Genomic DNA, 26,255 nt, shown 5'->3' with positions numbered 1-26,255 from the left:
CCGTCGGTTCTGTTGCCACTCAATCCAAATGTGGGAGCGGGCTTGCTCGCGAATACGGTGTATCAGACAAAGTAATGTTGACTGACACACCGCATTCGCGAGCAAGCCCGTTCCCACATTGTTGAGTTTTTTGTTTGATTGAGGATTTTCTGTGCGTTCATTGTTCTGGCGTATTCTCGCGAGCTTCTGGCTGGCCATTGCTCTGGTGGCGGGGCTGTCGATTCTGCTCGGGCACATGCTCAACCAGGACGCGTGGATCCTCAGCCGCCATCCCGGCCTCAACACTCTGGCCGCCGAATGGACGCAAACCTACGAAGCCCAGGGCGAAGACGCCGCGCAGGACATCCTCGAACAGCGCAAACGCCAATATCACATCGATGTCCAGGTGCTGAACGAAAGCGGCGACCCGGTGGTGCGTGGCACCTTCCCGCGTCGCGCCGCCGCCTTCGAAGCCCGGCAGAACAACGATGACCGACGCCTGCCCTGGCGGCGCCTGACCGACGAATTCACCAGCGAAAAAACCGGCGACACCTATCTGTTCATCTTCCGCATCCCGCACCCGGAGCTCGACGCCTGGCACCGCGAAAGCCTGCTCTGGCCGCTGAGTGCGCTGGGCATTGCGCTGGTGGTGCTGACCCTGTTCAGCCTGCTGGTGACCTTCTCCATCACCCGCCCGCTCAGTCGTTTACGCGGTGCGGTGCATGATCTGGGGCAGACCACCTATCAGCAGAACAGCCTGGCGAAACTGGCCAACCGTCGCGATGAGTTCGGCGTGCTGGCCAACGACTTCAACCGCATGGGCGCGCGCCTGCAAAGCCTGATCGGCAGTCAGCGCCAGTTGCTGCGCGATGTGTCCCACGAACTGCGTTCACCTTTGGCGCGACTGCGGATTGCGCTGGCACTGGCGGAACGGGCCAACCCGGAAGAACGGGAAAAGCTCTGGCCACGCCTGACCCGCGAATGTGATCGGCTGGAAGCGCTGATCAGCGAGATTCTGGTGCTGGCGCGAGTCGATGCCGACAACGCCAGTGCTGAAGAAGTAGACCTGAATGCGCTGCTCGGCACCCTGCAGAAAGACGCGCAACTTGGCTCGCCGGAGCAGACCGTGCGCCTGGATGCCGAACCACACCTGACACTGACCGGCTGGCCGACCATGATCGAGCGCGCCGTCGATAACCTTTTGCGCAACGCCCAACGCTTCAACCCGGTGGATCAGGCAATCGAGATGCAGGCCACGCGTCAGGGCGAACGAATTGTGGTGAGTGTGCGCGACCACGGGCCGGGCGTGCAGGCCGAGCATCTGAGCCAGTTGGGCGAGCCGTTCTACCGGGCGCCGGGTCAGACGGCGCCGGGACATGGTCTGGGGTTGGCGATTGCCAGGCGCGCGGCGGAGCGGCATGGCGGGAGCCTGCTGCTGGCCAATCATCCTGAGGGCGGGTTTGTCGCCAGCCTGGAATTGCCGTTAGTGCCGGGCGCCGTCGTGCAACCCTGATCAAAACTGTAGGAGTGAGCCTGCTCGCGATAGCGGTGGATCAGACGAAAATTCATTGACTGATCCACCGCTATCGCGAGCAGGCTCACTCCTACATTTGATCGGTGGTGTCAGGCCTTGCCCGGCCAGGCGCTGACGAATTCGGCCAGATCAACCTTCTCGGCCACACGCGGCTCCTTCTGCGGCGTGCCGAGATACAGGAACGCGATCACCTCTTCGCCCTCTGCCAGCCCCAACCCTTGGGCCACATGTTTCGAATACGCCAGATCACCAGTACGCCACACCGCCCCGATCCCCTGAGCATACGCCGCCAGCAGAATCCCGTGAGCCGCACACCCCGCCGCCAGCAACTGCTCGGCCTTCGGATACTTAACGTGATCCTGCAGTTTCGCGATCACCACGACCACCAGCGGCGCCCGCAGCGGGCCGTTGCGCGCCTTGTCGATCATCGCTTCAGTGACTTCGCCTTCCTGCATCTGCGCCGCTTCGGCCAGCAACTCGCCCATTTGCTCACGTGCCGCGCCTTCGACGGTGAGGAAACGGTACGGCTGCAAGTGGCCGTGATCCGGCGCGCGCAGGGCTGCGCCAAACAGGGCTTCGCGCTGCTCGGCGGTAGGGGCCGGTTCGACCAGACGTGGAACGGAAACACGGTTGAGCAAAGCGTCGAGAGCCTGCATCGGCCACCTCCTGAGAAAAATGTGCGGCTATTCTAGCGGTATCCGGCAACAGGGTGCCGGTTTACATGCCCTGCCCCACGGGTAGAATGGCGCCCTTCCTACATCAGCCCGAGCGGACTTCATGGCGTTGCCGACCTTACGGATCATTGGTTTCATCATCGGCATCTTCCTGATCACCCTGGCCATCGCCATGGTTGTGCCCATGGCCACCCTGGTGATTTTCGAGCGCACCAGCGATCTGCCGTCGTTCCTCTGGGCGAGCATGATTACCTTCGTCGCCGGCCTCGCACTGGTGATTCCGGGCCGCCCGGAACACATTCACCTGCGCCCGCGCGACATGTACCTGCTGACCGTCAGCAGCTGGCTGGTGGTGTGCATTTTCGCCGCGCTGCCGTTTTTGCTGACCCAGCACATCAGCTACACCGACTCGTTCTTCGAAAGCATGTCCGGCATCACCGCCACCGGCTCGACCGTGCTCAGCGGGCTCGACACCATGTCCCCGGGGATTCTGATGTGGCGCTCGCTGCTGCACTGGCTCGGCGGCATCGGCTTCATCGGCATGGCGGTGGCGATTCTGCCGTTGCTGCGCATCGGTGGCATGCGCCTGTTCCAGACCGAATCGTCCGACCGCTCGGAAAAGGTCATGCCGCGCTCGCACATGGTGGCGCGCCTGATTGTGGCGGCCTACGTCGGTATCACCATCCTCGGCAGCCTGGCGTTCTGGTGGGCCGGGATGAGCCCGTTCGATGCGATCAACCACGCGATGTCGGCGATTTCCACCGGCGGTTTCTCGACCTCCGACCAGTCCCTGGCGAAGTGGACGCAACCGGCGGTGCACTGGGTCGCGGTGGTAATCATGATCCTCGGCAGCCTGCCGTTCACGCTGTACGTGGCGACCATGCGCGGCAATCGCAAGGCGCTGATCAAGGATCAACAGGTGCAGGGTTTGCTCGGTATGTTGCTGGTGACCTGGCTGGTGCTCGGCACCTGGTATTGGTGGACCACCAAGCTGCACTGGCTGGAAGCGCTGCGGCACGTGGCGCTGAACGTAACGTCGGTGGTCACCACCACCGGTTTTGCCCTCGGCGACTACAGCCTGTGGGGCAACTTCTCGCTGATGCTGTTTTTCTATCTGGGCTTTGTCGGCGGCTGCTCCGGCTCGACGGCGGGCGGGATCAAGATCTTCCGTTTCCAGGTCGCCTACATCCTGCTCAAGGCCAACCTTAACCAGCTGATTCACCCGCGCGCGGTGATCAAGCAAAAGTACAACGGCCACCGTCTCGACGAAGAGATCGTGCGTTCGATCCTGACCTTTTCGTTCTTCTTCGCCATCACCATCTGCGTGATCGCCCTGCTGCTGTCGCTGCTCGGCGTCGACTGGATGACCGCGTTGACCGGCGCTGCCAGCACCGTGTCCGGCGTCGGCCCGGGCCTGGGCGAGACCATCGGCCCGGCGGGCAACTTTGCCACCTTGCCGGATGCCGCGAAGTGGATTCTGTCGTTCGGCATGCTGCTCGGCCGACTGGAGATCATTACGGTGTTTGTGCTGTGTATTCCGGCCTTTTGGCGTCACTGACCGGCGCCTGCAACAGCCGCGCCCGGTAATCGCCGGGCGTGGTGTCGAACCAGCGGCGGAACGCACGGAAGAAGTTGCTCGGATCGGCAAACCCCAGCAGATAGGCGATCTCCAGCAAGGTCATGTTCGGCTGCGCCAGATACTGCTCGGCCAGTTCGCGGCGAGTGTCGTCGAGCAACTGCTGAAAACTGGTGCCCTCCTCCTGCAAGCGGCGCTGCAAGGTGCGCTGCGACAGATGCAGGGTCTGCGCCACGGTATCGCGCTTGGGTTCGCCCTGCGGCAGTAAACGGCATAACACCTGGCGCGCCTTGTGGGTCACGCGGCTTTCAGAGAATCGCGCCAGGTATTCCCCGGCAAACCGGTCGTGCAGCAGCGCCATGGCCTCGTTGGCGGTGGGCAGTGGTGCTTCCATATCGGCCCGTTCGAAAATCAACGCATCGTACGGCGCGTTGAACATCAGCGGCGCATGAAAGGCTTGTCGGTAAGGTTGCAGGTCAGCGGGCTCGTCGCCTTGAAACAGCACTTTGACCGGATGCAGGGTGCGCCCGGTCAACCAGCCGCACAGGCCCAGCGCACAGGCCAGCGAGGCTTCGGCGCTCTGCCGGGTTGGCGGCAGGTGATCGCCATGCACCGTCAGAATCAGCGCATAGCCTTCTTCGAGCAGACGAAAACTCAGGTCGGCGCTCTCGGCGATAATCCGCTGATAACGCACCAGGCGTTGGAAGCCTTCGGCCAGGGTGTTGCTCGACATCAAGGCATAGCCGGCAACGTGGAACGACGCCGGGCGTACCACCTTGCCCATGTTCAGGCCGATCGCCGGGTTGCCGGACAGCTCGACCGCCCGTTGCCAGAGGCGGGTCATGGAATCTTGCGGGAAGCGCGCATCCGGATCATCCAGGGCCGCGTAATCGAGCCCCAGTTGCTTGAACAGTACCCGGCAATCCAGGCCGTCCATCTCCAATGCTTTGACAATCCCCATCGCCCAGCTTGCAGAAGTCGTTCGTTCGCTCATGGCGTTATTCTTTTACATGATGGATCGCATGTTACGACCCGATTTGCGAAGGATACTAAAGTGGCGCCCATTGTCACTGGCTGATGCCAGTGTTCACTCTAGACTCAAATAAGCTACCCGCCGAACAACTTGCCGTCAGAACAATAACCACAGAGATCGCAGTCGTGGAAAACATCAAGCAATTCAACACTTTCGCCGAGTTCTACCCGTATTACCTCAGCGAACACGCCAACAGTACCTGCCGACGATTGCATTTCATCGGCACCACGCTGGTGATTTTCATTCTGGCCATGACCATCGCCAAAGGCGCCTGGCTGCTGTTGCTGGCCCTGCCGCTGGCCGGTTACAGCTTTGCCTGGGTCGGCCACTTCTTCTTTGAAAAGAACCGTCCGGCGACTTTCCAGCATCCGCTGTACAGCCTGCTCGGCGATTTCGTCATGTACCGCGACATGATCCTCGGCCGCGTGGCGTTCTGAAACCCGACCCACCAGGAGGCTTGCCGATGAACGCCAATGCCCGCTTCACTCACATGCAAGACGGCACGCAGGAAGACTGGGCGATCATCGCCGCCGACTTCAGCGCCTACGCTCGGCAATTGCCGTCGCGGATCATCGCGCACCTGAAGTTGCTCGAAGGCGATTTCGGCGGCTTCCCGGTGGATCGCCTGACCCATTCGCTGCAAACCGCGACCCGCGCCTATCGCGATGGTCGTGACGAGGAATATGTGGTCTGTGCGCTGCTGCATGATATTGGCGACACCCTCGGCTCCTACAATCACCCGGACATCGCGGCGGCGATTCTCAAACCGTTCGTCAGTGCCGAGAATCTGTGGATGGTCGAGAAGCACGGGATCTTTCAGGGTTATTACTTCTTCCATCACCTGGGCATGGATCGGCATCTGCGCGAGCAATTCGCCGCGCATCCGCAGTATCAGGCCACGGCGGAATTTTGCGCCAGGTACGATGCGGCGGCGTTCGACCCGGCCTATGAAACCCTGCCGCTGAGCTTCTTCGAGCCGATGATGGAGCGGTTGTTTGCCCAGCCGAAGCACTCGATCTACAAGGCGGCGATGGAAGAACACGCCCCGGCCTGATGTTGTCTGCACCGGCCTCATCGCTGGCAAGCCAGCTCCCACAGTGATCTGTGGCGTTCACAATACCTGTGGGAGCTGGCTTGCCAGCGATGAGGCCCTTTTGTACACCTGAAAAATCAGGCAATCTCGGCAACCTTGGCCGCCTTGAGCTGTGCCTCCCGCGCCTGTGCATCCGCCAGGCGATACAGCTCGATCGTGCCGTCCCAGTGCTCGATCAACGCCGTGCACGACTCCACCCAATCGCCGCAATTGAGGTAGTCCACCTCCCCCACCTTGCGGATCTCGGCATGGTGAATGTGCCCGCAGACCACGCCGTGCAACTCGCGTTTCACGCATTCGTGGGCGATGGCTTCTTCGAAGTCGCTGATGAAGCTCACTGCCGTCTTCACCTTGTGTTTCAGGTACGCCGACAACGACCAGTAACCGTAGCCATAACGGGCCCGCCAGTGATTGAGCCAGCGGTTGAGGGTCAGGGTGAATTCGTAGGCCGAGTCGCCGAGAAAGGCCAGCCAGCGGTGATAACGGGTGATCACGTCGAACTGATCGCCATGAATCACCAGCAGGTGCCGGCCATCCGCCGTGACATGCACCGCCTCGTCGACCAACTGGATGTTGCCGAGGATCAGCTTCGAATAGCGGCGCAGGAATTCATCATGGTTGCCGGTGACGTAGATCACCTCGGTGCCGCGCTTGCTCATGGTCAGCAGGCGACGGATCACGTTGGTGTGCGCCTGCGGCCAGTACATGCCACCGCGCAGCTTCCAGCCGTCGATGATGTCACCGACGAGGTAGATCTTGTCGGCGTGGTAGCCCTTGAGAAATTGCGACAAGTGCTCGGCCTGGCAATCCCGCGTGCCCAGGTGCACGTCGGAAATCCACAAGGTACGCACCCGTTGTTTGCGGCTGGGTTTGGCGAGCTCGGCGCTGGTCATGGGCAACCCTCTGCGATGTTTTCGCCACTGTGCACGTGCCGGGTGAATCGACCATGACAGACAGGCGTCAGTCGTGTGACAGCGCGCAAGCCCGTCACCCCGGTGTAGACTGGCGCTCACTTCGGAGACCTCTGCCATGCGCCCGATCCTCACCCTGCGCCAATACACCCACGACCTGATCGTCCACAGCCACGACCACGCGCAACTGGTGTTCGGGCTGTCCGGCGCGCTGGATTTCGAAGTCGAGGGTCAGGGCAGCCAGGTGCGTCAGCAGAGTTTCGTGGTGGTTCCAGGCGGCGCGCATCACGCCTGCGGCAGCCCCGATGGCAGCCGTTGTCTGGTGCTGGACGTGCCCGACGGGCAATGGCTGAACGACTCACTGGGCGAGCACGCCGACGCCAGTCAGCGCTTGCTCGACCAGCCTGCGCGATTGTCGCTTGATGCCGGGCAAAGCCAATTGGTCCACTGGCTGGCACACAGCCCGGTCAGCGATCCGCTGATCGCCCAGCAAGGCGCAGTGTTGCTGCTGGCCAGCCTGAATCACGCCAGACCTGCCGAACATTCGGCGCGGCGCCTGCCCTACGCAGCGCTGGATGCGCACATCGAACAATACGCCGCCTACCCGCTGCAAGTGGCGGATCTGGCGCAGATCGCCGGGCTGTCCAGCGCCCGTCTGCATGCGCGGTTCATGGCTGAATGCGGACAGACGCCGATGGACTACATTCGCAGCCGGCGCCTGCACAAGGCAGTCTGCCTGCTGCGCGACACGGCACTGCCGATCGGTGAGATCGCCAGTCGGGTCGGCTACAGTTCGCAAAGCGCGTTCGCGGCGGCGGTGTTGCGCGAGTTCGGCGCGTCACCGGGGCAGTTGCGCCGCGACTCCTGCGACAAAAAACGCTAGTTCGCCGACAGACTTCTGCGCCGCAACACGTTTCAATGGGCAACATTGAAACCGTGTTCGGATTAAGGATTGCAATGACTCCGCGTACCGCCCTCGGCGCCCTGCATATCGGCGCTTTAATGTTCGGCCTGACCGGTGTGTTCGGCAAACTCGCGGCCGCCTCGCCGGCGGTGATCGTCTTCGGACGTGCGGCGTTTGCCGTGCTCGCCCTGGCCTTTTTCGCCCGCTTCGCCAGTCAGCACGGCTGGCGGAAACTGCAGGCGGTCGACTGGCGGCGCCTGGCGCTCAGCGGCGTGTTGCTGGCCGGGCACTGGGTGAGTTTTTTCATCGCGGTGAAGGTCGCCGGCGTGGCCATCGCGACCCTGGGCTTTACCAGTTTCCCGGCGTTCACGGTGATTCTCGAAGGGCTGATTTTCCGCGAACGCATCCGCGCCAATGAAATCGTGCTGGTGGTGCTGGTCAGCGTCGGTCTGGTGCTGGTGACCCCGGCGTTCGATCTGGCCAGCGGCGCCACCACCGGGTTGCTCTGGGCGGTGCTGTCGGGCTTGCTGTTCGCCCTGCTGTCGCTGACCAACCGCGCCAGCTCCGGACGCATCCCGGCGGTGCAGGCCGCATTGTGCCAGAACGTGGTGGTGGCGCTGTGTCTGCTGCCGGTGGCTGCGCCGCAACTGAGCGAAGTGCGCGCGCTGGACTGGCTGTGGATCGGCCTGCTCGGGGTGTTTTGCACCGGTGTCGCCCACAGCCTGTTTGTCGCCAGCCTCGCGGTGATCAAGGCGCGCACCGCCGCCGTGGTGTTCGCCATGGAGCCGGTCTACGGAATCACCGTCGCCTGGTTGCTGTTCGATGAAAACCCGACCGTGCGCATGCTGATCGGGGGGGCGCTGATCATCATCGCTATCGTGGTCTCGGCGCGGATGTCAGGCAGCGCCGACAAGAAAACCGTCGCCGCCGAAGCCGCGTCTCACTGAGTGCGGTCGTTGTGGCCGAGGTCGCGCGCAGGATCGATCTGATCGCGCACCCGCTGCTTGAGCACCTTGGCCTCGGGAAAGCCGCCGTCGGCTTTGCGCTCCCAGATCTGCACGTCGTCGCAGCTGATGTGAAACACCCCGCCGGTGCCGGGCACCAGAGACACCTTGCCGAGGTCATCGCCGAAGGTGCTGAGCAGCTCCTGCGCCAGCCACGCGGCGCGCAGCAGCCACTGGCATTGGGTGCAATAGGTGATGACGACTTCCGCTTTTTTCACGCTCATGTGCGCTGAAACTCCTGAGACAGAGGGCGCCGCTATAATAGCCGGCTTTATCGCTTGCCCCGAGACTCACCATGCGCCGTTTGCTGTTCTGCCTGCTGCTTGGCTTCCTGCCCCTCTTTGCTAATGTCACCGTGCATGCCGCCGAAGCGCCCCGCCCGAAAGTCGGCCTGGTGCTGTCCGGCGGTGCTGCCCGTGGCCTGGCGCACATCGGCGTGCTCAAGGCGCTTGAGGAGCAAGGCATCAAGATCGATGCGATTGCCGGCACCAGCATGGGCGCGGTGGTCGGTGGCCTGTATGCCTCGGGCTACAAGATCGATGAACTGGAAAAACTCGCGCTGAACATCGACTGGCAACAGGCGCTGTCCGACGCGCCGCCACGCGAAGACGTGCCGTTTCGCCGCAAGCAGGACGACCGCGACTTTCTGGTGAAACAGCAGCTGAGTTTTCGCGATGACGGTAGCCTCGGCCTGCCGCTGGGGGTGATTCAGGGCCAGAACCTGGCGCTGATGCTGGAAAGCCTGCTGGCGCACACCAGTGATACCCGCGACTTCGACAAACTGCCGATTCCCTTCCGCGCCGTGGCCACCGACATCGCCAATGGCGAAAAAGTGGTGTTCCGCAAAGGCCACCTGCCGCAGGTGATCCGCGCCAGCATGTCGATTCCGGCGGTGTTTGCCCCGGTCGAACTGGACGGACGGCTGCTGGTGGACGGTGGCATGACTGACAACATCCCGCTCGACGTCGCGCGGGAGATGGGCGTCGACGTGGCAATCGTGGTCGACATCGGTACGCCGCTGCGCAACCGCAAACAACTGACGACCGTGGTCGATGTGCTGAACCAGTCGATCACCCTGATGACCCGGCGTAACTCCGAAGAGCAACTGGCCGCCCTCAAACCCACCGACGTGCTGATCCAGCCGGCGCTGGCGGCATTCGGCGTGACCGATTTCGGCAAGGCTCAGGAGATGATTGACGCCGGTTACCGCGCCACGCGGATTCTCGACGCCCGCCTCGCTCAGCTCAAACCTCAGCAATCTCAAGACGCCGAACTCAATGCGGCCCGCGCCCCAGGCCAGCGCACGCCGATCATCACCGCGATCAGGGTCGAGAACGACTCGAAAGTCGGCGATGAGGTGATTCGCTATTACATCCGTCAGCCGATCGGCGAGCCGCTGGATCTGGGCCGACTGCACTCGGACATGGGCACGCTGTACGGCCTCGATTACTTCGAACAGGTGCAGTACCGCGTAGTGCACAAGGGCCAGGATCACACGCTGGTGATCAGCGCCCGGGGCAAACGCAGCGGCACCGATTACCTGCGGGTCGGCCTGAACCTGTCAGACGACATGCGCGGTGACAGCGCCTTCAATCTCGGCGCCAGCTACCGCATCAACGGCATCAACCGCCTCGGCGCGGAATGGCTGACCCGGGCGCAGATCGGCGACAAACAGGAGCTCTACACCGAGTTCTATCAGCCGCTGGACGTCGGCTCGCGCTACTTCGTCGCCCCGTATGCTGCGTTTGAAGCGCAGAACGTCGATGCGGTGCTCGACAACGACCCGATCGCCCAATACCGCGTCGAACGCTACGGTTTCGGCCTCAATTTCGGCCGGCAGATCGGCAACAACGGTGAAATCCGCTTCGGGGTCGGCGAGGCCTGGGGCAAAGCGGATGTGCGCATCGGCGATCAGGACCTGCCGAGAGAAAACTTCACTGAAGGTTTCTACTCGCTGAAGTACTCGTTCGACTCGCTGGACAACGTCTACTTCCCCCACGAGGGCAAGGACGTCAGCCTGACCCTGATGCAATTCGAACCGGGCCTCGGCTCGGACACGCGCTACCGGCAGTGGGAATTCAAGCTCGATAAAGCCATGAGCCGTGGCCCGGATACGCTGATTCTCGGCGGCCGTTATGGCCGAACGCTGGACGATGCCAATGTGGTGACGTCGAGCTTCCTGCTCGGCGGTGCGCGACAGCTGTCGGGCTTTCGCGAGGATTCTATTTCCGGGCAAAACGTCAGCCTGATGCGCGCCGTATACTACCGCCGGTTGACGCCGCGTTCCTATCTGCCGCTGGACTTCCCGCTGTATGCCGGGGCTTCGCTGGAGCGTGGGCGGGCGTGGAACAACGACAATGAATTCGACAGCGGCTACATCAATGCCGCCAGCGTGTTTATCGGCTTCGATACGCCGTTGGGACCGCTGAACTTCACCTATGGCTTGAATGATGCGAATGAGCAGGCGGTTTATCTGAATCTGGGGCAGACGTTCTGATCATTCAGGTGGATCTATATTGCCTGCCAGGCCGCCTTCGCGAGCAAGCCCGCTCCCACACTGAAACGCATTCCAACTGTGGGAGCGGGCTTGCTCGCGAAGGCGATAGTTCAGTCAGCGAACAATTCCGCTGACTCAACCTTCAGCGAATCCCCGCCAATAACGTCCGCGCCGTTTGCTTGAGGGGTTCATCCCCTTCCTTGAGCAACTCATTGAGCAAGGCAATCGCGCTGTCGATATCCCCATCATCAATGCAGGTCTGTGCCTGTTCGAGTTTCACTGACCCGACAGCAGGTTCCGGCTCCTGCAAGCTCAGCGGCTCCAGCGCCAGAGTGGACGGAGGATCGCCGAACGCATTGAGAAAGTCATCGTCCAGCGGCTGCGCGTCCGGTTCGGGGATCCACTCCAGCTCCGCCTCTTCGCTGGCCACCGTTTCGGGCAGCTCGAAGTCCGGCGGCAGGATCTCGAGATCGGAGTTCAATGCAGTCCGCTCTACGGGCTGCTCAGGTGTCAAACGACTGTCTTCAAGATCCCAACTGGACGCCATCGACAGCTCACCCAGATTCAACTCGAAATCATCCTCGGCCGCCGGTGGCGCAGGCGCCACCGCTGCGGCGGCGGCAATTGGCAGCACCGGGGTTATCGGCGCAGCGCCGGTCAATTTTGGATGCCGTTCACGGATCGCGGCCAGTTGCTGAGGATCCACCCCGGCATCACGCAGGCGGTGTTCCTGTTGTTCATAAGCAGCGCTGTCGCCCTGCCGCCCCAGCACTTCGAGCAATTGCACACCCAATTCGGTGCGCTCGGGCTCCTTGTCCATGGCATTGCGCAACAACCCGACCGCCTCACTCAAACGCCCATAAGCCAGATAGATCCCCACCGCCTCCAGCACATCGCCGGCCGCCGGTTCTTCACGGTGTTCGGTGGCTGCGCGGATGCTCGCCGATTGAGTGGTTGGCGGGTCTTCAGGATCTGTTTGCCGATCTGCCGGCAGAGCTGCCAGTGGCGCCGCGCCCTCAGCCAGTTGCCGGCGACGTCGTACGAACAACCCGGTACCCAATAATCCCAACAGCACCAGCAAGCCACCGAGCAGCGGCCAGTTGAGGCCATCGTCGGCAGCTTCAGGCGCGGTGGTGACCGGCGCGGGTGTTGGCGGCGTAACGGCCGGTGCCGCTGGCTTTTGCAATTCGCTCAAACGCGTTTGCAGATCACTGACCTGCTTTTTGCCGTCGGCAATCTGCACATCTTGCGCCTGCAGTCTGGCGTTGAGTTCGTCCACGGTCTTCTGCAACTGCTGATTGAGCAACACGCTGGCCGCCAATTGCTCGGCCACGGCATCGTTGGCTGGCGCCGCCGGAGCGGGTGGCGCTGAAGGGGCGGCGTCGCGCTTGCCCTGGGCAGCCTGAGGCACTGCCGTGGCAGGTTCGACGGTGGGAAATTCAGAAGATTGCGGACGTGGATCGGGCTCGTCGGTGGCCGGCACGATACTCGGCGATCCGGGTGGATCGATCAGCAGCGTGTACTCGCGCAGCAGGCGGCCATTGGGCTGATTGAGCTGCACCAGAAAATTCAGAAAGGGTTCATTGACCGGTTTGCGCGAGGTCACCCGGATCATCTGGCGATTGCCATGCAGGATCGGGGTGAACCTGAGGTCATTGAGGAAGAACACCCGCTCGACCCCGGCCCGACCGAATTCATCCGCGGTGGCCAGGCTGGCCGAGAGGTCGCTGGCACTGAGGCCCGCGGCATCCACCAAGGCGATGTCGGCCTTGAGCGGCTGATTGAGGGCCGAATGGACGGTAATGTCCCCCAACCCCAGCGCCATCGACCAGGTCGAATAGCTGAATACACCAGCGACCAGCAGCCATCTGGCGCCACCGCGCAGTACAACGTGCCGACTTGCGAGCATGAGCATCCCTTAAATAAGCAAAACCGGTTTCTATGCGTTCGCACATCCGGTACGAACACGATATTGCCCAGTAGTTCTTATAGTCTGCTCTGCGCGATCCCTCAAAAAACCGGCGCGCGGTTTATGCCTCAAGATTTTTCCAGGTTGCCCAGAATGTGCCCGTGAACGCGCATGCACACCTTCAGATCCGCCTCGTCGACGCCTTCGAACAATTCGTGACGCAACTGCGTGGCAATGGTTTCGATTTGTTCGATCAGCGGCAACGCCGGGGCGCAGAGCACGATTTTTTTCGCCCGGCGGTCTTCCATCACCGACTGACGTTGCACCAGGCCCTGGCTTTCCAGGCTGTCGAGCAAGCGCGCGAGGGTCGGCCCTTCGACACCGACGCTTTGCGCCAGCTCACGTTGGGTCGGCGCGTCTTCGAAACGCGCCAGATGCAGCAGCACCAGCCAGCGCGCCTGGGACAAGCCCAGACCGGCCAGCCGGCGATCCAGTTCGGCACGCCAGCCACGGGACATCTGGGCCAATTGCATGCCAAAGCGGTGTTGATCGGTTAACGGCATAAAACACTCATGAGTAGACTGACAAATAGAGAAAAACTAATTATTAGTCAGCTAAGCATGACATTTGGCTATAGGCAAGAGCCGACCTGTACTGAATCGTTACAACTGCCTGACGGTTGGCGCAATCGCCCTCTTACATTTCGAATTCCGATTGCAGCGCAGCCCTTACGCAGTAAAGAACGCCTTCCGGAACCCGACCGGCGAACAGCTCGGCCACTTCGGCGACCGATGGCAACTCGCCCTCGCCGTCGAGGAACGCGTCCTGCACTTCGCCCATCAGTTCTTCAGGCAAGTCGAGCGCCTGCTCCAGCGACAACTGTTGCTTGCCAATGGCCTCGGCGAGCATGGTGTAGACGTTCTTTTCCGAGCATTGCAACTGCCCGGCGATCTGCATCGGGGTCATGCCGGCGCGGGCCAGGGTGATCAGTTCGTGACGCACATCGGCCACCACTTTCGGCGCCTCGGCCTCGCCGCCAAGCACTTCGAGGAAGGCTTCGCCGTAACGTTCCAGCTTGCGCGCACCAACACCGCTGACCCGCGCCATGTCGGCCAGCGAGGTCGGCTGGCTGCGGAGCATTTCCAGCAGGGTCGAATCGGGGAAGATGACGTACGGTGGCACGCCATGCTCTTCGGCGAGTTTGCGCCGCAGTGCACGCAAGGCTTCCCACTGTTCGCGCTCTTCGCCACGCACCAGCTGACTGGCCGGACTCTTGCTGGCGGTCTTGGCGGTGACTTGCGGCTTGAGGTCGCGGCGCAGCTCCAGGCTCACTTCGCCCTTGAGCAATGGCCGGCAGGTATCGCTCAGGCGCAGGCCACCGTAGCCTTCATGATCGACGTCGGCCAGACCACGCGCCACCAGTTGCCGGAACAACGAGCGCCATTCGCTCTCGCTCAGCGCCTTGCCGACGCCGTACACCGACAGGTGCTGATGGCCAAAGCTGCGGACCTTTTCGTTGTCCTTGCCCAGCAACACGTCCACCAGATGGCCGACGCCATAGCGCTGGCCAGTGCGATAGATCGCCGACAGTGCCTGGCGCGCCGGCTCGGTGGCGTCCCAGGTCTGCACGCCGTCGACGCAGTTGTCGCAGTGGCCGCACGGCTCGGGCATGTCTTCGTCGAAATACGCCAACAGCGTCTGCCGGCGGCAGCGGGTTTCTTCGCAGAGCGAGAGCATCGCATCGAGTTTGTGCTGCTCCAGACGCTTGTGGCGCTCATCGCCTTCGGAGTTCTGCAGCATCTGCTTGAGCATCACCACGTCTTGCAGACCGTAGGCCATCCACGCATCCGCCGGCAGGCCATCACGGCCGCCGCGCCCGGTTTCCTGGTAATAGGCTTCCAGGGATTTCGGCAGATCGAGGTGCGCGACGAAACGCACGTTGGGCTTGTCGATGCCCATACCGAACGCCACGGTGGCGACCATGATCAGGCCTTCCTCGTTGAGGAAGCGCTTCTGGTGATAGGCGCGCAAATCGTTGGGCAAACCGGCGTGATACGGCAGCGCCGGGAAGCCCTGCTCGCTGAGGAACGCGGCGACTTCCTCGACCTTCTTGCGCGACAGGCAGTAGACGATGCCGGCATCGCTGCGCCGCTCGGCAAGGAACGCGAGCAACTGCTTGCGCGGCTGTTCCTTGGGCACGATGCGGTAGAAGATGTTCGGCCGGTCGAAGCTCGACAGGAAACGCTCGGCGTTCTGCAAGTGCAGGCGGGTGACGATTTCTTCGCGGGTACGCTTGTCGGCGGTCGCCGTCAGGGCGATGCGCGGTACGTCGGGGAACATTTCCGCCAACTGGCCCAGTTGCAGGTATTCCGGGCGGAAATCATGGCCCCATTGCGACACGCAGTGCGCTTCGTCGATGGCGAACAGGGCGATGTTCAAGCCTTGCAGGAACGACAGCATGCGCGGCTGCACCAGACGCTCGGGCGCCAGATAGAGCATCTTCACTTCACCGCGTTTGATCCGCGCCGCCAGATCGCGCTGCTGTTCGGCGCTCAACGTGGAATTCAGCGCAGCGGCGGCCACGCCCAGCTCTTCGAGGGTGGCGACCTGATCGTCCATCAGGGCGATCAACGGCGACACCACCACCGCCAAGCCGTCGCGCAGCAGCGCCGGCACCTGGAAGCACAGGGACTTGCCGCCACCGGTAGGCATCAGCACCAGCGCATCACCGCCGCTGGCCACGCGCTCAATGATTGCACCCTGACGGCCACGGAAACTGTCGTAGCCGAAGATGTCCTTGAGGACGCGTTGAGCCTGTTCGAGCATAAAAACTCCAAAAATCTACCGAAACATCCCTGCACAGGCTGGTTCAGGACAGCCACAGCTGCTTAAACAAAACGTAAGAGCGCATTGCCAGACCACCGCAATACGAGCAGGGAGCGCAAAACGCGGCAGTATACCCGAGCGTTCCCCGGCACAGGGTGCCGCTGATAAGACTCCGCTAGCCGCCAACACGAAAACCCTGTGGGATATTCGTGTTGCCTGTAATTGCGGCAAATCTGCCGTGCGGCTGGCTTGAGCGCTCAAGAAGGCCTAGAATTCCCGCATTGTTTATTCCCCCAAGGTAGCCCCGTAATGTCCTTCGCTGAGCAACTAACCCGCCTGCAAGTCTTTCTCGACGCCGACGAGCTGCACGAAGAGGCGCTGGATTACGTGGCCGCCCACGGTTACCTGACCGCCCTGTCAATCTGTGCAGAAGACGTACCGGAGCGTGAGTGGATCGACGCCCTGTTCGCCGAAGAGCCGCATTACAGCAGCGAAGCCCAGCGTGAAGAAATCGAAGCCACGCTGATTGGTCTCAAGGCACACATCGCCCGTCAACTGGCGTCCGACGAAGAATTCGAGTTGCCGTGCGAACTGGACCTGGGCGACGAGCCGGACGACTCCGAACTGCGCGGCTGGTGCATCGGCTTCATGGAAGGCGTATTCCTGCGTGAAGCGGCCTGGTTCGAAACCGCTGAAGAAGAAGTCAGCGAAATGCTCCTGCCGATCATGGTCGGTTCGGGCTTGTTCGACGAGCAGCCAGAGTTCGAAGACATCGCCAAGGACGCCAACCTGATGGACGACATGATCGTGCAGATCCCGGAAGCCCTGACCGCGCTGTACCTGCTGTGCCAGGCGCCAGACGAAAAACCGGCGATCCTCAAGCCACGTCACCACTAAGATCCGGCCTATGGACAACCCCATAGGCAACCGCTCCCTGATGTTGCGCTACTTCCTGCTGGCCGTCGGCTGGCTCAGCGTGGCATTGGGGGTGATCGGGATTTTCCTGCCGGTTCTGCCCACAACCCCTTTCCTTTTGCTGGCGGCCGCCTGTTTCGCCCGCAGCTCTCCGCGTTTCTATCAATGGCTGGTCGAACACCCAAAGCTCGGGCCATGGATTCGTGACTATCTCGACGGCAACGGCATACCACTCAAGGGCAAGGTCTACGCGATCGGGCTGATGTGGGCGAGCATTCTGTTCTCGTGCTACCTGGTGCCACTGCCGTGGGCGCGGGGGTTCATGTTGACCAGTGCGGTGTTGGTGACGGTGTACATCCTTCGGCAAAAGACTTTGGATAAATCCTGAATACCGCCGCCCCCGCTACATCTGCATTTATCCCCGAGACAGCGCCTCAGGCCGTCTGTTTCGTGTGTTTCGAGCCAGTTATCCAAGTGCCCTGCCACTGACCGCTCGTCGGACAAAACCTCCTACCTGTTATTTCTGACAGTTGGCAGCACTCGCCATATCAGGCCCAATCAATCAACGCCTTCCTCGCAGAGCCACCTGTCCTTCGCTGAGGTTTTTCGTCATGACGCACTTTCACTCCTTCCTGTTTCCACGCTTGCAGACTGAGATTCCGGGGCTGAAACTGCGTCCCTTGCGGATTTCGGCCATGATAGAGCCGATCGTCAATGGGGACGGCGGTATAAACTGCAAAACCTACTACCAATTTCCCGACGGTTTGTTCTGCTCCGTCGATGCCTACGCCGAACCTATGCGCAAAGGTGACACGCTCGATATCTATTGGGGCAAGGACCACAAGATCTTTACCCGGGTTCTGCAGGACGACGAAGACGGCAGCAACCAACCGGTGTTTTTCTTCCTGCCTGTGACGAACATCCTTCCCGGCTGGGTCGACGAGGTCTACTACGTACTGACCCGCGCAGGCAGCACCAGCCCCGACGAGCCCGCCACGCCCTTGCGAATACTGGTGAAGCTGGATCTGCCAGGCGGCAAAGACGATAAGCCCCATTTGCCCGGACATGCAAAATTGCACATCGTGCAGCTGCCGCGTGACGTCATCGTTAACGGTGTGGATGCGGTTTGGGCAGCCAAGGGTGTGCCGATGGTTATTCCTCCCTACCCGAACATCGCCGTGCGCGACGTTATCCAGGTGCAATGGGGCAATGCGTTCTTGCCACCTCATACCGTCAGCGCCGATGAGGCAGCCGGCACGGCACCTATCGAGATCACCGCACACAAGGACGATATTGTGGCCGGTGGCGACGGCAACGCGCAGGTGGTGCATTACGGGATCCATGACGAGGTATTCAACCACTCCGAGAAGTGGTCGCTGAGGACCCCAGTCAAAGTCATGTCCGGAATCCGGCAGCTGGATGAGCCGATTATCCAGGAGTCAGTCAACGGCATCATTGATCTCGACAAATTGAACAATCGCGATGTCAACGTGCATGTTCGCGCCTCCACCAGCGATTTCGAGGTGGGTGACACCGTCACCATGACTTGGGTAGGCACACCACCCACCGGTGCTCCGTTGCCCAACCGACAATCCCAGAGGGTGGAAAGCTTTCCCAGCATCCTCATGTTTCAGATTCCGAATGCGCAGGTCCGGGCGATTGCCATGGGAACCGCAGACGTATCGTATGTGCGCTACAAAAAGGACGATGGCTCTGGGCTCCCCTCCAGGCACGAACTCGCCAGGGTGGAAGGCCGGATCCCCGCGCCGGTCTTAAGCGAAGCCGCGGGCAATACGGTGAGCGCCGATATCACATCGGCCACCGTGAACATTCAGTACCCGGGCATGACCACGGACGATATCGTCAACATGGCCTGGCTGGGCACCAAGGCCAATGGCATTCCCTACTTGTATGAGGCTCGGCACATCGTCAGCCCGCAGGACGTGGAAAATCATCTCGTGACCTTGTACGTGCCGGGAAAACATCTGCGGGTGCTGGAGAACGGTGCACTGAATCTGTTCTACCGCGTTTCCCGTGACGGGCCGCACTGGCGGGGCACGCATGAGTCCGGGCATCAGGAAATCAACGTGTTGCGATTCACCTGAGTCGCAGGTGTCAGGTCAACCCGCCGGCCCGGACAGCGGGTTGCCCGGCAGGCCAGCACAAAAAAACGCCCCGCAGGTGCGAGGCGTTTTCAGGTATTCACATCATGAGGCTGCTTACCAGGTCCAGCGCGCTCCGACATTCAAGTCATACGGCTTCTCGATGTACTTGCCATGGCTGTAGTCATAACCGGCATACACCTGCAGGTCCTTGGTCAGTGCCACTGCAACGCCTGCGCCCAGCACACCACGGGTGCCAGACAAGTCGTTGTTGAACTGATTATCAGCGTTGACCGTCACGCGGTTGTTATTGATGAACTCGTGCTGCACCGCAACGCGCACATAAGGCTGGGCGACCATGCCATTGCCCATGTTGAAATTGCGGCCCACAGTGGTTCCCGCTTCACCCAGCACCGAGCGGCTGCGATCGCCGTCGGCCTCCATGCCATTGTCCAGGTCGAAGCTGCGCCCGCGAATCAGCGCAGTCGACAGTTTGCCGTACGGCTCGATGTAGTAGCCGTTGCCCAGGGTGATCTGACGCCCGAACTCCGCCGAGGCGCTTATGCCGGAGTTGTCATAACTGCCCTTGGCCCGCGTGCCATCGCTCATGCCGACTTTCGTATCGTTCTGAAAGCGGTTGAACTTGAGCAGCGCATCAAAGTAGTAACCGCTCTGCTTGTTCATCCAGGTCACGTAAGGGCCCAGATAGTAGCTGTCGACAGTACCCGAAGTCCCCTGTGCGACGTCCAGGTTGGTATGGCTGTAGCCGCCCATGATCCCGGCCACCCACAGACTGTCGCCCAGGTGCGTATCCGCCCCCAGAGAAAGCCCTTGCTGGGTCTGCTGATAACCCACGCCGGAAGCGGCGTTGATGTTGTACTTGTTGCCATAGGTGCGCATCCACAGGCCGGTGTCACCCCCATTGAAACGCAACTCGCCCATGCGGCTGCGCAAAGTTGCCGCCTCGGCATACAACAGCGTCACCGGAGCGTTGAACAGCGCCAGCACCGATTTCGCCCCGGGGCTGATGGTCTTGGTGGTCGGGTCGAGAAACCATTCCGTACCGCCCTCCCCCACTTCTCGCCGAGCGAGGTCATACGACCAGGTACCCAGATCGACCTGCCCGCCTCTCAGGGCAAATTGCGCGTCGCCGGCGGCGGTGTGCACCAGGGTCAACTGCTGCGGGCTCAGCGCGTCCAGACCGGAAGCGGCCACCAGTAATCCGAATTGCCCGCTGGCAACGCCCGTGACATTGAGGAAGTCGTGCTGACCGGTGGCGAAATTGCCCTTCATTTCGAACGTACTGGAACCATCCGGCGAGCCGGCCAGCGTGCCGACGTTCAACTGGTAGAACGTATCTGGCACATCGTGCGCACCAAAGCGCACCGTCCCGCCATTCATGGCGAGTGTTTCTACAGTGTCAGCGCCTGTCAGGGTCCAGCTCGAACCGCTGTTGACGGTCACGCCGTTGACCTTGTCGAGACGGCCGGTCAGTTGCGAGTTGTTCTGCAGGGTGACGTTGGCAGTCGACCCGTTTTCGACCAGCACATCGCCCTTCATGTTGCCCTGATCGAAGGTGAGATTGGCGGTACTGTTGCCGGTGACGTTGACGTTGCCTTGCAGCGTGCTGTCGCTGACAGACATGCCCGCGGTGGAAGCGCCCTGCACCGTCAGCACGTTGCCGTTGCCCCCCGTCAGGGAAGACTGGTTCAACACCTCAAGGGTGGCATTGATGCCCTTGTCCACAAGAATCGCATCACCGGTGCGGCCTTCCACACTGGCGTTGTCGAGCCGCAGTGAATTGTTGCCCAGGCCCGAGGGATCCCTGCCCATAGTCACCCCGGTCTTGTCGCCGCTGATAACCGTGTTTGCGGAGGCGCGTACATCACCCCCCAATATGTTCAGGCCGGTACTGTCAGCCCCTGTGCCCGTCACCTGACTGTTGATGAGCGTGAGCGTGCTCAAGCCGGTGACCTGAGCACCGATTTCCCCACCCTTGAATTGACTGTTGGTTGTAGTGACCGTGGAGCCCAGGGTCGAGCCGATAGACCGATTGACCGCCAGCCCCATAAAGTCGCTGGTCACGATGGCGCGAGTGAGATCACCCGTGCTGCCGGTTATGCGAATACCCACCAGCCCACTGTCGGCATTGACCGTTGCGCCGTTGATATTCAACGTTGATCCGGACGTGACAGACAGACTCTGGGTGGTGGCCCCCGCGATGTTCAGCACACTTGCGTTGCGTACCAGATAATCGCTCTGTGGTGTGCTTGCATCGATATTCAGCGTATTGCCGTTATCGACAATAACGGCGGCAAAAGAATGCCCGCCGGTAAAAAAAAATGCTGGCAGCACGACCAGCATTTTAAAGAGTCCTGCCGCAGCATTTTTTTGCAGCGAAACATGGTTTTTGTTCATGACGTGGCTTCCTGAATGTTCATCACCTCACATCTTTCAGAAGAAACGCCAAAAGACTGTAAGAGGCGCGAACAATACCTATCCGGGTCAAGCAAAAATGTAGGAGAAGTCCTAGATCCGGACGGAAAAGTCCTGTCCCGCTCGAGGAATGATCCGCCTGTTTCAGCAACCGTTTCAGCGAGGACACGGGAGGCGTAGCGGCCTCCCGTGTTTCCTTTGAAACGCATTGAATCAGGTAGGCAACGGGCAACTTCCGCCATCACCCGGATTGACCAGGTACACCTTGACCAAATGCTGTTTGGAGGTCGTCTCACGTCCGTTAATGACAGCCTTATATTTGACGCCACCCCACGCATTCAGAGTCGCGAGCAAGGGCGCGTATGGGATCTTCACAATGAAGCCGGACGCGGCCTCCTGATCTGTCGGTGTGTAGAACACCTCCTTATCTGTCCCGGGTTTGGTGTTTGCACCGCCGTCGTCGGTATAACCCTGATAGGTGAATGTCAGCTCTTGATTCGCCAGTGCCAATTCCCCGCCCGGGACCCGCACCTCGACCACCACACCCTCGTTGGGATCCAGGCGCAAGGATTTGCAGTTCAGCCAGTCAGTATAGTTAGGATCAAGGTGTAAAAATGCCGGATCAGGGACAGTGTCCACTTGAATCTCCACATCCACCTCCTGAGGTTCTGAAATATCTACGTTGTCGTTCAGCGGATGACCGATGACGTAAGCCATCGGGTGCTTTGGATTACCATTACCTGCCGCCGCAATAACGTCCCACTTCACTTTCCACTCAAGCGATGTGGGGATAACGTCTGGAATCGTAACGAGGCCACCATCCTCCTCAGAAACAAGCTGGCCCGCATATTTAAGTTGAACGGTGTCATATTCCTTGGCGCCGGTATAGGTAATGACCGTGACAGTAACTTCCTCATTTTGGTCGGCTTCTCGCAACGTATTGGGTGGGCCTCCGGAATCACCCTGAACCGTCACCAACGCCAGATTTGGATTGGTCGGGTCTGGATTATTCGGATCAATCGGCAGACCGGGCTTTCGCATATCAACCTTAACTTCTTTGGAAATCGGAGTTGGCGGGTAATAGGTGCTGCCGCGTTTGATTTGGTACTCGGCGTCTACAGTTTTTTCACCAGGGTCGTCTTTGAACACGTCTTTGAATGAAATATCGACGTAAACCGGGAAACCGTTGATGGGCTTCGCCATCTGCGGAATGCCGTCGTAGGTCACCACCAACTCATCTCCCGGCAAGTAGTGGGTGTATTCGTCAAGTATTCCCACGCCCAAAGGCGTTTGCGCATCCGCCAGATCTACCAGACCGTCACCGACACCGTCTAACAGCGGAATATCAAGGGGCACCAGCCCCTCGGGTGGGTCTGTCAGAACGACCGTAACGGGGACTGATGGAGAAATGGCACTTAGGTTTCCCTTACGGTCGGTGATTCTGAAAAAAATCGCGTGAGTCCCTTCACCTGTCGTGAATACTTGTGCAGCGGTAAGTTCAAGCACGATCTCAGTGGTGGTATCAGTCCTGGTGATCGAATCGACAACCTCTGCCAACGGTATCGAGTCCCCATATAACACCTCTATAAAATCGCCAATCCTCATATCTCCATAATCAGGAATCTTAATGGCTACGTGACCAATGTCGTCCAGATATTTTTTGGTAATACCTTCATCTATCACTTCCTGCGGAAGAATAACCGGAAAAAACGGGTGTGGAGGAGTTCTATCAACATTGCACTCCAACGGTTCAGAGTTGCTCTCATTACCGCCTTGATCGATAAAGTATCCCAACTCATGTGGCCCCGGCCTATCGGTGTATCCGACAGGAAACGTCATGTCGATTTCAAGAATATCGGGGTTCAGCGGCGTAACATAATCGTATCGAGTAGAGACTATCGGACTTCCGTCAAACGTCAGATGAATGAAGCCCGGTATCATCTTCGGGTCGTCAGCCTCAGCAGGTCTCGGAACCAGACACTTGAAAGGCTTTCCCTGCTGGCTCAGCGGAATCTGATTGGCTTCATCATCCGACGTATCGCTTAGAAATGGGTTATCTGGATGCACTTTGATGACGGGTGCATCAGCTTTTGTAACAGCACGGCGAACTTTCAGATAATCGACCCGACTTTGTTCAGCGGGCGTCAATGGTTTCGGACTTGCCATTTTTCAGCTCCTTCAGAAACGGGCTTTATCCGCCCGGGATTTTGTCAATCAACTAACGCCCAAAACGCGGGCACAACACTCTCTGTCAGCCACGAATAAATACTCGTGACTGTCCCGACTAAAACCGGCTAATGCACCTTAATTAATAAAATACCCGTTACGGTTCCGTACAGGTTTCATTAGTGGGTGAACACACTGCACCACTGGGCATGGTTCTATTGATAATCACGAAATCTTTTTTTGAAACACCCTGCCCACCCGTAAACTTTTTCAAGGTGTAATGACATAACGCCGAACCCCGGTTTTGCATCGGCGCTATCAATCTTTCGTAATCGGTCACATGCACTTCAAAACCGTTTCTTGCCTGATCCGCACTCAAAGTGGTGAAGAACGGTTGCGCGGCCCCGGGAATGGGCGTGGTGCCATTCGGTCCCGCGCATCCCTGCCAGAACAACGTCACGATGTCCTTCTCGTCAAACGCCGGGTTGCCTTCAATCCTCACGCGCACCCGCTCCCAGAGACGCGGTTTCGCACAGCAGTCAAGCGTCCCTTCGATGCCAGCGTCAGGGAACGAAGGCTCTTGGAGACCTTCGATAATGATGATCGACACCTTGACGGGCGTGAATGGCGCCAACTGCTGGTTGATGCCATTGCTGGTGGTGTAATGGACCGGCAACGCCGGGTTCAGCCGGTCCTGGTCAATGACCGCCCATGGAATATTGAACGGCACTCTCTTGCCGGCACCGTCACCGCTCTGGACGATGTATCTCGCCACGGGCGTACTGATGCTCCCCCAATAAACTTCGATCGTGTGTCCTCGTTCAGGTGCGTCGAACAAGGTCAGGAAGCCGTCGGCGTCCTCGCCGAAATCTTCGGTAAGCAATGTGTTCAGCACCTTGGAGTTGGCGCCGTAGATCTCCAGCAAGGCAAGCTTGGGGTTCAACAACGCCGGCGCATTGGCGTGATCCTGGCCTGCCACCGTCAAGTTCACCGATACCAGGGTTTCCATTGATGGTTTGCTATCGACGCCCCCCGTGCGCACGCGGTAAGTGACACGAGCAGTCGCCGGACCCAGCCCCTTGGCTGTGAGCGCACTCCACGGCACAGGGATCACGCAAGGAAAATTGGCCGGGTCGACATCCTGCGGCGGCAGAACAGTGCCATCCCAGTCCAGCAGTACCTGATCGCCGCTCAACGGATTGTCATAGGCATCGATTTCGACCGTCACCGCCCCTTGATTGACCGCCCCCTCCCGGGCGTGCTGACGATCGATCAAGCCTCTGTCCGACAGGGGAATGCGCGGAGGCTTGTGAATGGGTGCCCCCGGGGTCAGATCGACGAACACAGGCAGCAACCGCGAGCGCGGTCCCCGGTTTCCGGCCCAGTCGCGCAAGCGATAATAGATGTATCGCTGCCCATGACCACGCAGGCGAATTTCGTCTGCGTAGACGGTGATGATGAGTTGATCGTTATCGATATCAAACTGACTGAACGCCTGCTCGCGGATTTCGGTTTCGAAGCCCGGTGGCGTGTCGGTGTCCGTCCAGTAATAAATCGCCCGGTCACGGGCCTTCACGTCCAGATAGAGGCGTACTTTGAAACGAACCTGACCGTGCTCGTCCAAATAGTCATCGGTGATGTCGCCCTCAAGATCCAGCAGCTCCAGCATCGCCGGTTCCTGGCCGTCATCCGGCGGCACTCTATCGACGGTGATGGTTTTTTTCAGCGATTCCGCGTCGTTGCCACCAATCACGAGCTTGTACGACAGGTCGTAAACGCCAGCTTCCAGGTCCCTTTGAGGCACCGAAACAATCTTGTCACCCGGATCAATGGGAATATCGAACGGGAACACCCCCGCCGTGTCGTCATCAAAGGGAAGCCCCCGTCGCCTGAAGCCCACCCACACGACGTCTTTTACGAAATGCGGATCTGTCGAGAAATCCCACGCCGGAATCGTGATTTTCAAATCGCGATTCAATACATCGCGAGGTAATAGCCCGTCCGGGCTCTCATTTCCCTCTTCGTCTTTCAGGATATCCGGAACAATCGGTTCTGGAATAACCACAAGACTTGGTTCGTCATCGCCGCGTGCGTGTTGCGGATCCATCGACGACTCTTCTGGGGGCACCATTGCGAAACTCCACGGCAATTGAGCGGACAGTGTTCTCGCGCAGGGCAGTCGTGAAGATAAAACGGGCCGTTGACTGACGATGGCGTGGAACGTTTGTGACCCAATTAGATGCCTGCCGGAAAAAGCTGACTACTGTCAGAAATACTAGGTTTTCTTACCGTTTGTCGGGAAGCCGATGGAAACGACTGAACAGTCAGCTCAGCGTGAAGCTGTATTTTTGTTGAGCAGAAGGGGGGTTACCGCAGAGTCGACTTCTCTGCGGTAGCGCCTACTGGGAAGCAGTTTCAGGCATGCAAAACCCGCCCCCCGACCGTTCATCGCAAATACGTCCTTACCTGTAATTTCTGACAGTAGCCAACGCTCGCCACCTGCCCCTAAATAACTTCCAGCGTCTTCTTTGCCCCCCACGACTCTGGAGTCTTCAGCATGCTTATTCAGCGCCCTCGCCTCCCGGCCCCAAAGTCTCTGCGGCAACTGGAAATACCCGACCGTACGCAGCCGGCCCTGGATGGGGGGGTGTGGGGGATCAATATTGCCGCCGCGCAGTTGCTGGCGCCCGACAAGG

At 60.0% G+C, this 26,255-nt stretch carries 20 protein-coding genes; 10 read left to right on the top strand and 10 right to left on the bottom strand.

Annotated elements, in window-relative coordinates:
* The first annotated feature begins 151 nt into the window (after nucleotides 1-151).
* Nucleotides 152-1,492 carry a sensor histidine kinase gene (locus tag QRN61_RS14190; RefSeq protein ID WP_285374057.1) on the top strand — a complete coding sequence of 447 codons (1,341 nt, stop codon included), beginning with the start codon at nucleotides 152-154 and terminating at the stop codon, nucleotides 1,490-1,492.
* 110 nt (nucleotides 1,493-1,602) lie between these two features.
* Here QRN61_RS14190 and QRN61_RS14185 read toward each other — a convergent pair whose 3' ends face one another.
* Nucleotides 1,603-2,169 carry a nitroreductase family protein gene (locus tag QRN61_RS14185; protein WP_258678931.1) on the bottom strand — a complete coding sequence of 189 codons (567 nt, stop codon included), beginning with the start codon at nucleotides 2,167-2,169 and terminating at the stop codon, nucleotides 1,603-1,605.
* A 121-nt stretch (nucleotides 2,170-2,290) separates the two neighbouring features.
* Here QRN61_RS14185 and QRN61_RS14180 point away from each other — a divergent pair, with 121 nt between their 5' ends.
* Nucleotides 2,291-3,745, top strand: coding sequence for a TrkH family potassium uptake protein (locus tag QRN61_RS14180; protein ID WP_285374056.1), 1,455 nt, complete (start codon nucleotides 2,291-2,293; stop codon nucleotides 3,743-3,745).
* Here QRN61_RS14180 and QRN61_RS14175 read toward each other — a convergent pair.
* Nucleotides 3,702-4,757, bottom strand: coding sequence for an AraC family transcriptional regulator (locus QRN61_RS14175; protein WP_218568261.1), 1,056 nt, complete (start codon nucleotides 4,755-4,757; stop codon nucleotides 3,702-3,704). The two genes, QRN61_RS14180 and QRN61_RS14175, sit on opposite strands and share 44 nt — an antisense overlap.
* A gap of 164 nt (nucleotides 4,758-4,921) precedes the next feature.
* Between QRN61_RS14175 and QRN61_RS14170 the strand changes: the two genes are divergently transcribed.
* Together QRN61_RS14170 and QRN61_RS14165 are read left to right on the top strand one after the other, a co-directional pair.
* Entirely contained in the window at nucleotides 4,922-5,233 is a 312-nt protein-coding gene (locus tag QRN61_RS14170) for an Mpo1-like protein (protein WP_003222750.1), read from the top strand.
* Between the two features lie 26 nt (nucleotides 5,234-5,259).
* The gene (locus QRN61_RS14165) at nucleotides 5,260-5,850 is read left to right on the top strand and encodes an HD domain-containing protein (RefSeq protein ID WP_096797737.1); all 591 of its coding nucleotides are present in this window, start codon (nucleotides 5,260-5,262) and stop codon (nucleotides 5,848-5,850) included.
* Between the two features lie 116 nt (nucleotides 5,851-5,966).
* Here the strand turns inward: QRN61_RS14165 and QRN61_RS14160 are convergent, their stop codons facing one another.
* Nucleotides 5,967-6,782: a UDP-2,3-diacylglucosamine diphosphatase gene (locus tag QRN61_RS14160; RefSeq protein WP_007966031.1), complete on the bottom strand. Its 816-nt coding sequence runs from the start codon at nucleotides 6,780-6,782 to the stop codon at nucleotides 5,967-5,969.
* A 136-nt stretch (nucleotides 6,783-6,918) separates the two neighbouring features.
* On the opposite strand from QRN61_RS14160, the gene QRN61_RS14155 reads away from it, so the two are divergent.
* Nucleotides 6,919-7,683, top strand: a complete 765-nt coding sequence (locus tag QRN61_RS14155) for an AraC family transcriptional regulator (protein ID WP_285374055.1) — start codon at nucleotides 6,919-6,921, stop codon at nucleotides 7,681-7,683.
* Between the two features lie 74 nt (nucleotides 7,684-7,757).
* Nucleotides 7,758-8,651 (top strand): DMT family transporter, encoded by an 894-nt coding sequence (locus QRN61_RS14150; protein ID WP_285374054.1) that lies wholly within the window; start codon nucleotides 7,758-7,760, stop codon nucleotides 8,649-8,651.
* Here QRN61_RS14150 and QRN61_RS14145 read toward each other — a convergent pair.
* A complete protein-coding gene (locus QRN61_RS14145; RefSeq protein WP_247840240.1) occupies nucleotides 8,645-8,932 on the bottom strand; it encodes an Rdx family protein in 288 nt (95 codons plus the stop codon). The genes QRN61_RS14150 and QRN61_RS14145 overlap by 7 nt on opposite strands.
* Nucleotides 8,933-9,003: 71 nt before the next feature.
* Here QRN61_RS14145 and QRN61_RS14140 point away from each other — a divergent pair, with 71 nt between their 5' ends.
* Nucleotides 9,004-11,205, top strand: coding sequence for a patatin-like phospholipase family protein (locus tag QRN61_RS14140; RefSeq protein WP_285374053.1), 2,202 nt, complete (start codon nucleotides 9,004-9,006; stop codon nucleotides 11,203-11,205).
* A 142-nt stretch (nucleotides 11,206-11,347) separates the two neighbouring features.
* On the opposite strand, the gene QRN61_RS14135 is transcribed toward QRN61_RS14140, so the two are convergent.
* The 3 genes from QRN61_RS14135 to recQ all read right to left on the bottom strand — a co-directional run bounded on the left by QRN61_RS14135 (nucleotide 11,348) and on the right by recQ (nucleotide 15,940).
* Nucleotides 11,348-13,114, bottom strand: a complete 1,767-nt coding sequence (locus tag QRN61_RS14135; RefSeq protein ID WP_285374052.1) for a motility hub landmark protein FimV — start codon at nucleotides 13,112-13,114, stop codon at nucleotides 11,348-11,350.
* Nucleotides 13,115-13,242: 128 nt separating this feature from the next.
* Nucleotides 13,243-13,677 carry a MarR family transcriptional regulator gene (locus QRN61_RS14130; RefSeq protein ID WP_027613988.1) on the bottom strand — a complete coding sequence of 145 codons (435 nt, stop codon included), beginning with the start codon at nucleotides 13,675-13,677 and terminating at the stop codon, nucleotides 13,243-13,245.
* A gap of 133 nt (nucleotides 13,678-13,810) precedes the next feature.
* Nucleotides 13,811-15,940 (bottom strand): DNA helicase RecQ, encoded by a 2,130-nt coding sequence (gene recQ / locus QRN61_RS14125; RefSeq protein ID WP_285374051.1) that lies wholly within the window; start codon nucleotides 15,938-15,940, stop codon nucleotides 13,811-13,813.
* 309 nt (nucleotides 15,941-16,249) lie between these two features.
* Between recQ and QRN61_RS14120 the strand changes: the two genes are divergently transcribed.
* The 3 genes from QRN61_RS14120 (at nucleotide 16,250) to QRN61_RS14110 (ending at nucleotide 18,960) form a co-directional block, all read left to right on the top strand.
* A complete protein-coding gene (locus tag QRN61_RS14120) occupies nucleotides 16,250-16,837 on the top strand; it encodes a UPF0149 family protein (RefSeq protein ID WP_115987067.1) in 588 nt (195 codons plus the stop codon).
* Between the two features lie 10 nt (nucleotides 16,838-16,847).
* Nucleotides 16,848-17,243, top strand: a complete 396-nt coding sequence (locus QRN61_RS14115) for a YbaN family protein (protein ID WP_098967773.1) — start codon at nucleotides 16,848-16,850, stop codon at nucleotides 17,241-17,243.
* A 223-nt stretch (nucleotides 17,244-17,466) separates the two neighbouring features.
* The gene (locus QRN61_RS14110) at nucleotides 17,467-18,960 is read left to right on the top strand and encodes a hypothetical protein (protein WP_285374050.1); all 1,494 of its coding nucleotides are present in this window, start codon (nucleotides 17,467-17,469) and stop codon (nucleotides 18,958-18,960) included.
* Between the two features lie 114 nt (nucleotides 18,961-19,074).
* Here QRN61_RS14110 and QRN61_RS14105 read toward each other — a convergent pair whose 3' ends face one another.
* The 3 genes from QRN61_RS14105 to QRN61_RS14095 form a co-directional block, all read right to left on the bottom strand.
* On the bottom strand, nucleotides 19,075-21,321 hold the full coding sequence (locus tag QRN61_RS14105) for an autotransporter outer membrane beta-barrel domain-containing protein (protein ID WP_285374049.1): 2,247 nt from the start codon (nucleotides 21,319-21,321) through the stop codon (nucleotides 19,075-19,077).
* Nucleotides 21,322-21,606: 285 nt separating this feature from the next.
* On the bottom strand, nucleotides 21,607-23,559 hold the full coding sequence (locus QRN61_RS14100) for a hypothetical protein (protein ID WP_285374048.1): 1,953 nt from the start codon (nucleotides 23,557-23,559) through the stop codon (nucleotides 21,607-21,609).
* 157 nt (nucleotides 23,560-23,716) lie between these two features.
* Complete coding sequence (locus tag QRN61_RS14095; protein WP_285374047.1) at nucleotides 23,717-25,666, bottom strand: hypothetical protein; 1,950 nt, start codon at nucleotides 25,664-25,666, stop codon at nucleotides 23,717-23,719.
* Nucleotides 25,667-26,255: the final 589 nt, after the last annotated feature.

It is taken from the genome of Pseudomonas sp. lyk4-TYG-107 (assembly GCF_030209055.1).
Taxonomy (GTDB): domain Bacteria; phylum Pseudomonadota; class Gammaproteobacteria; order Pseudomonadales; family Pseudomonadaceae; genus Aquipseudomonas; species Aquipseudomonas putida_A.
Note: the sequence above shows the minus strand (reverse complement) of the source record. Positions and strands in the feature narration are given on the sequence as shown.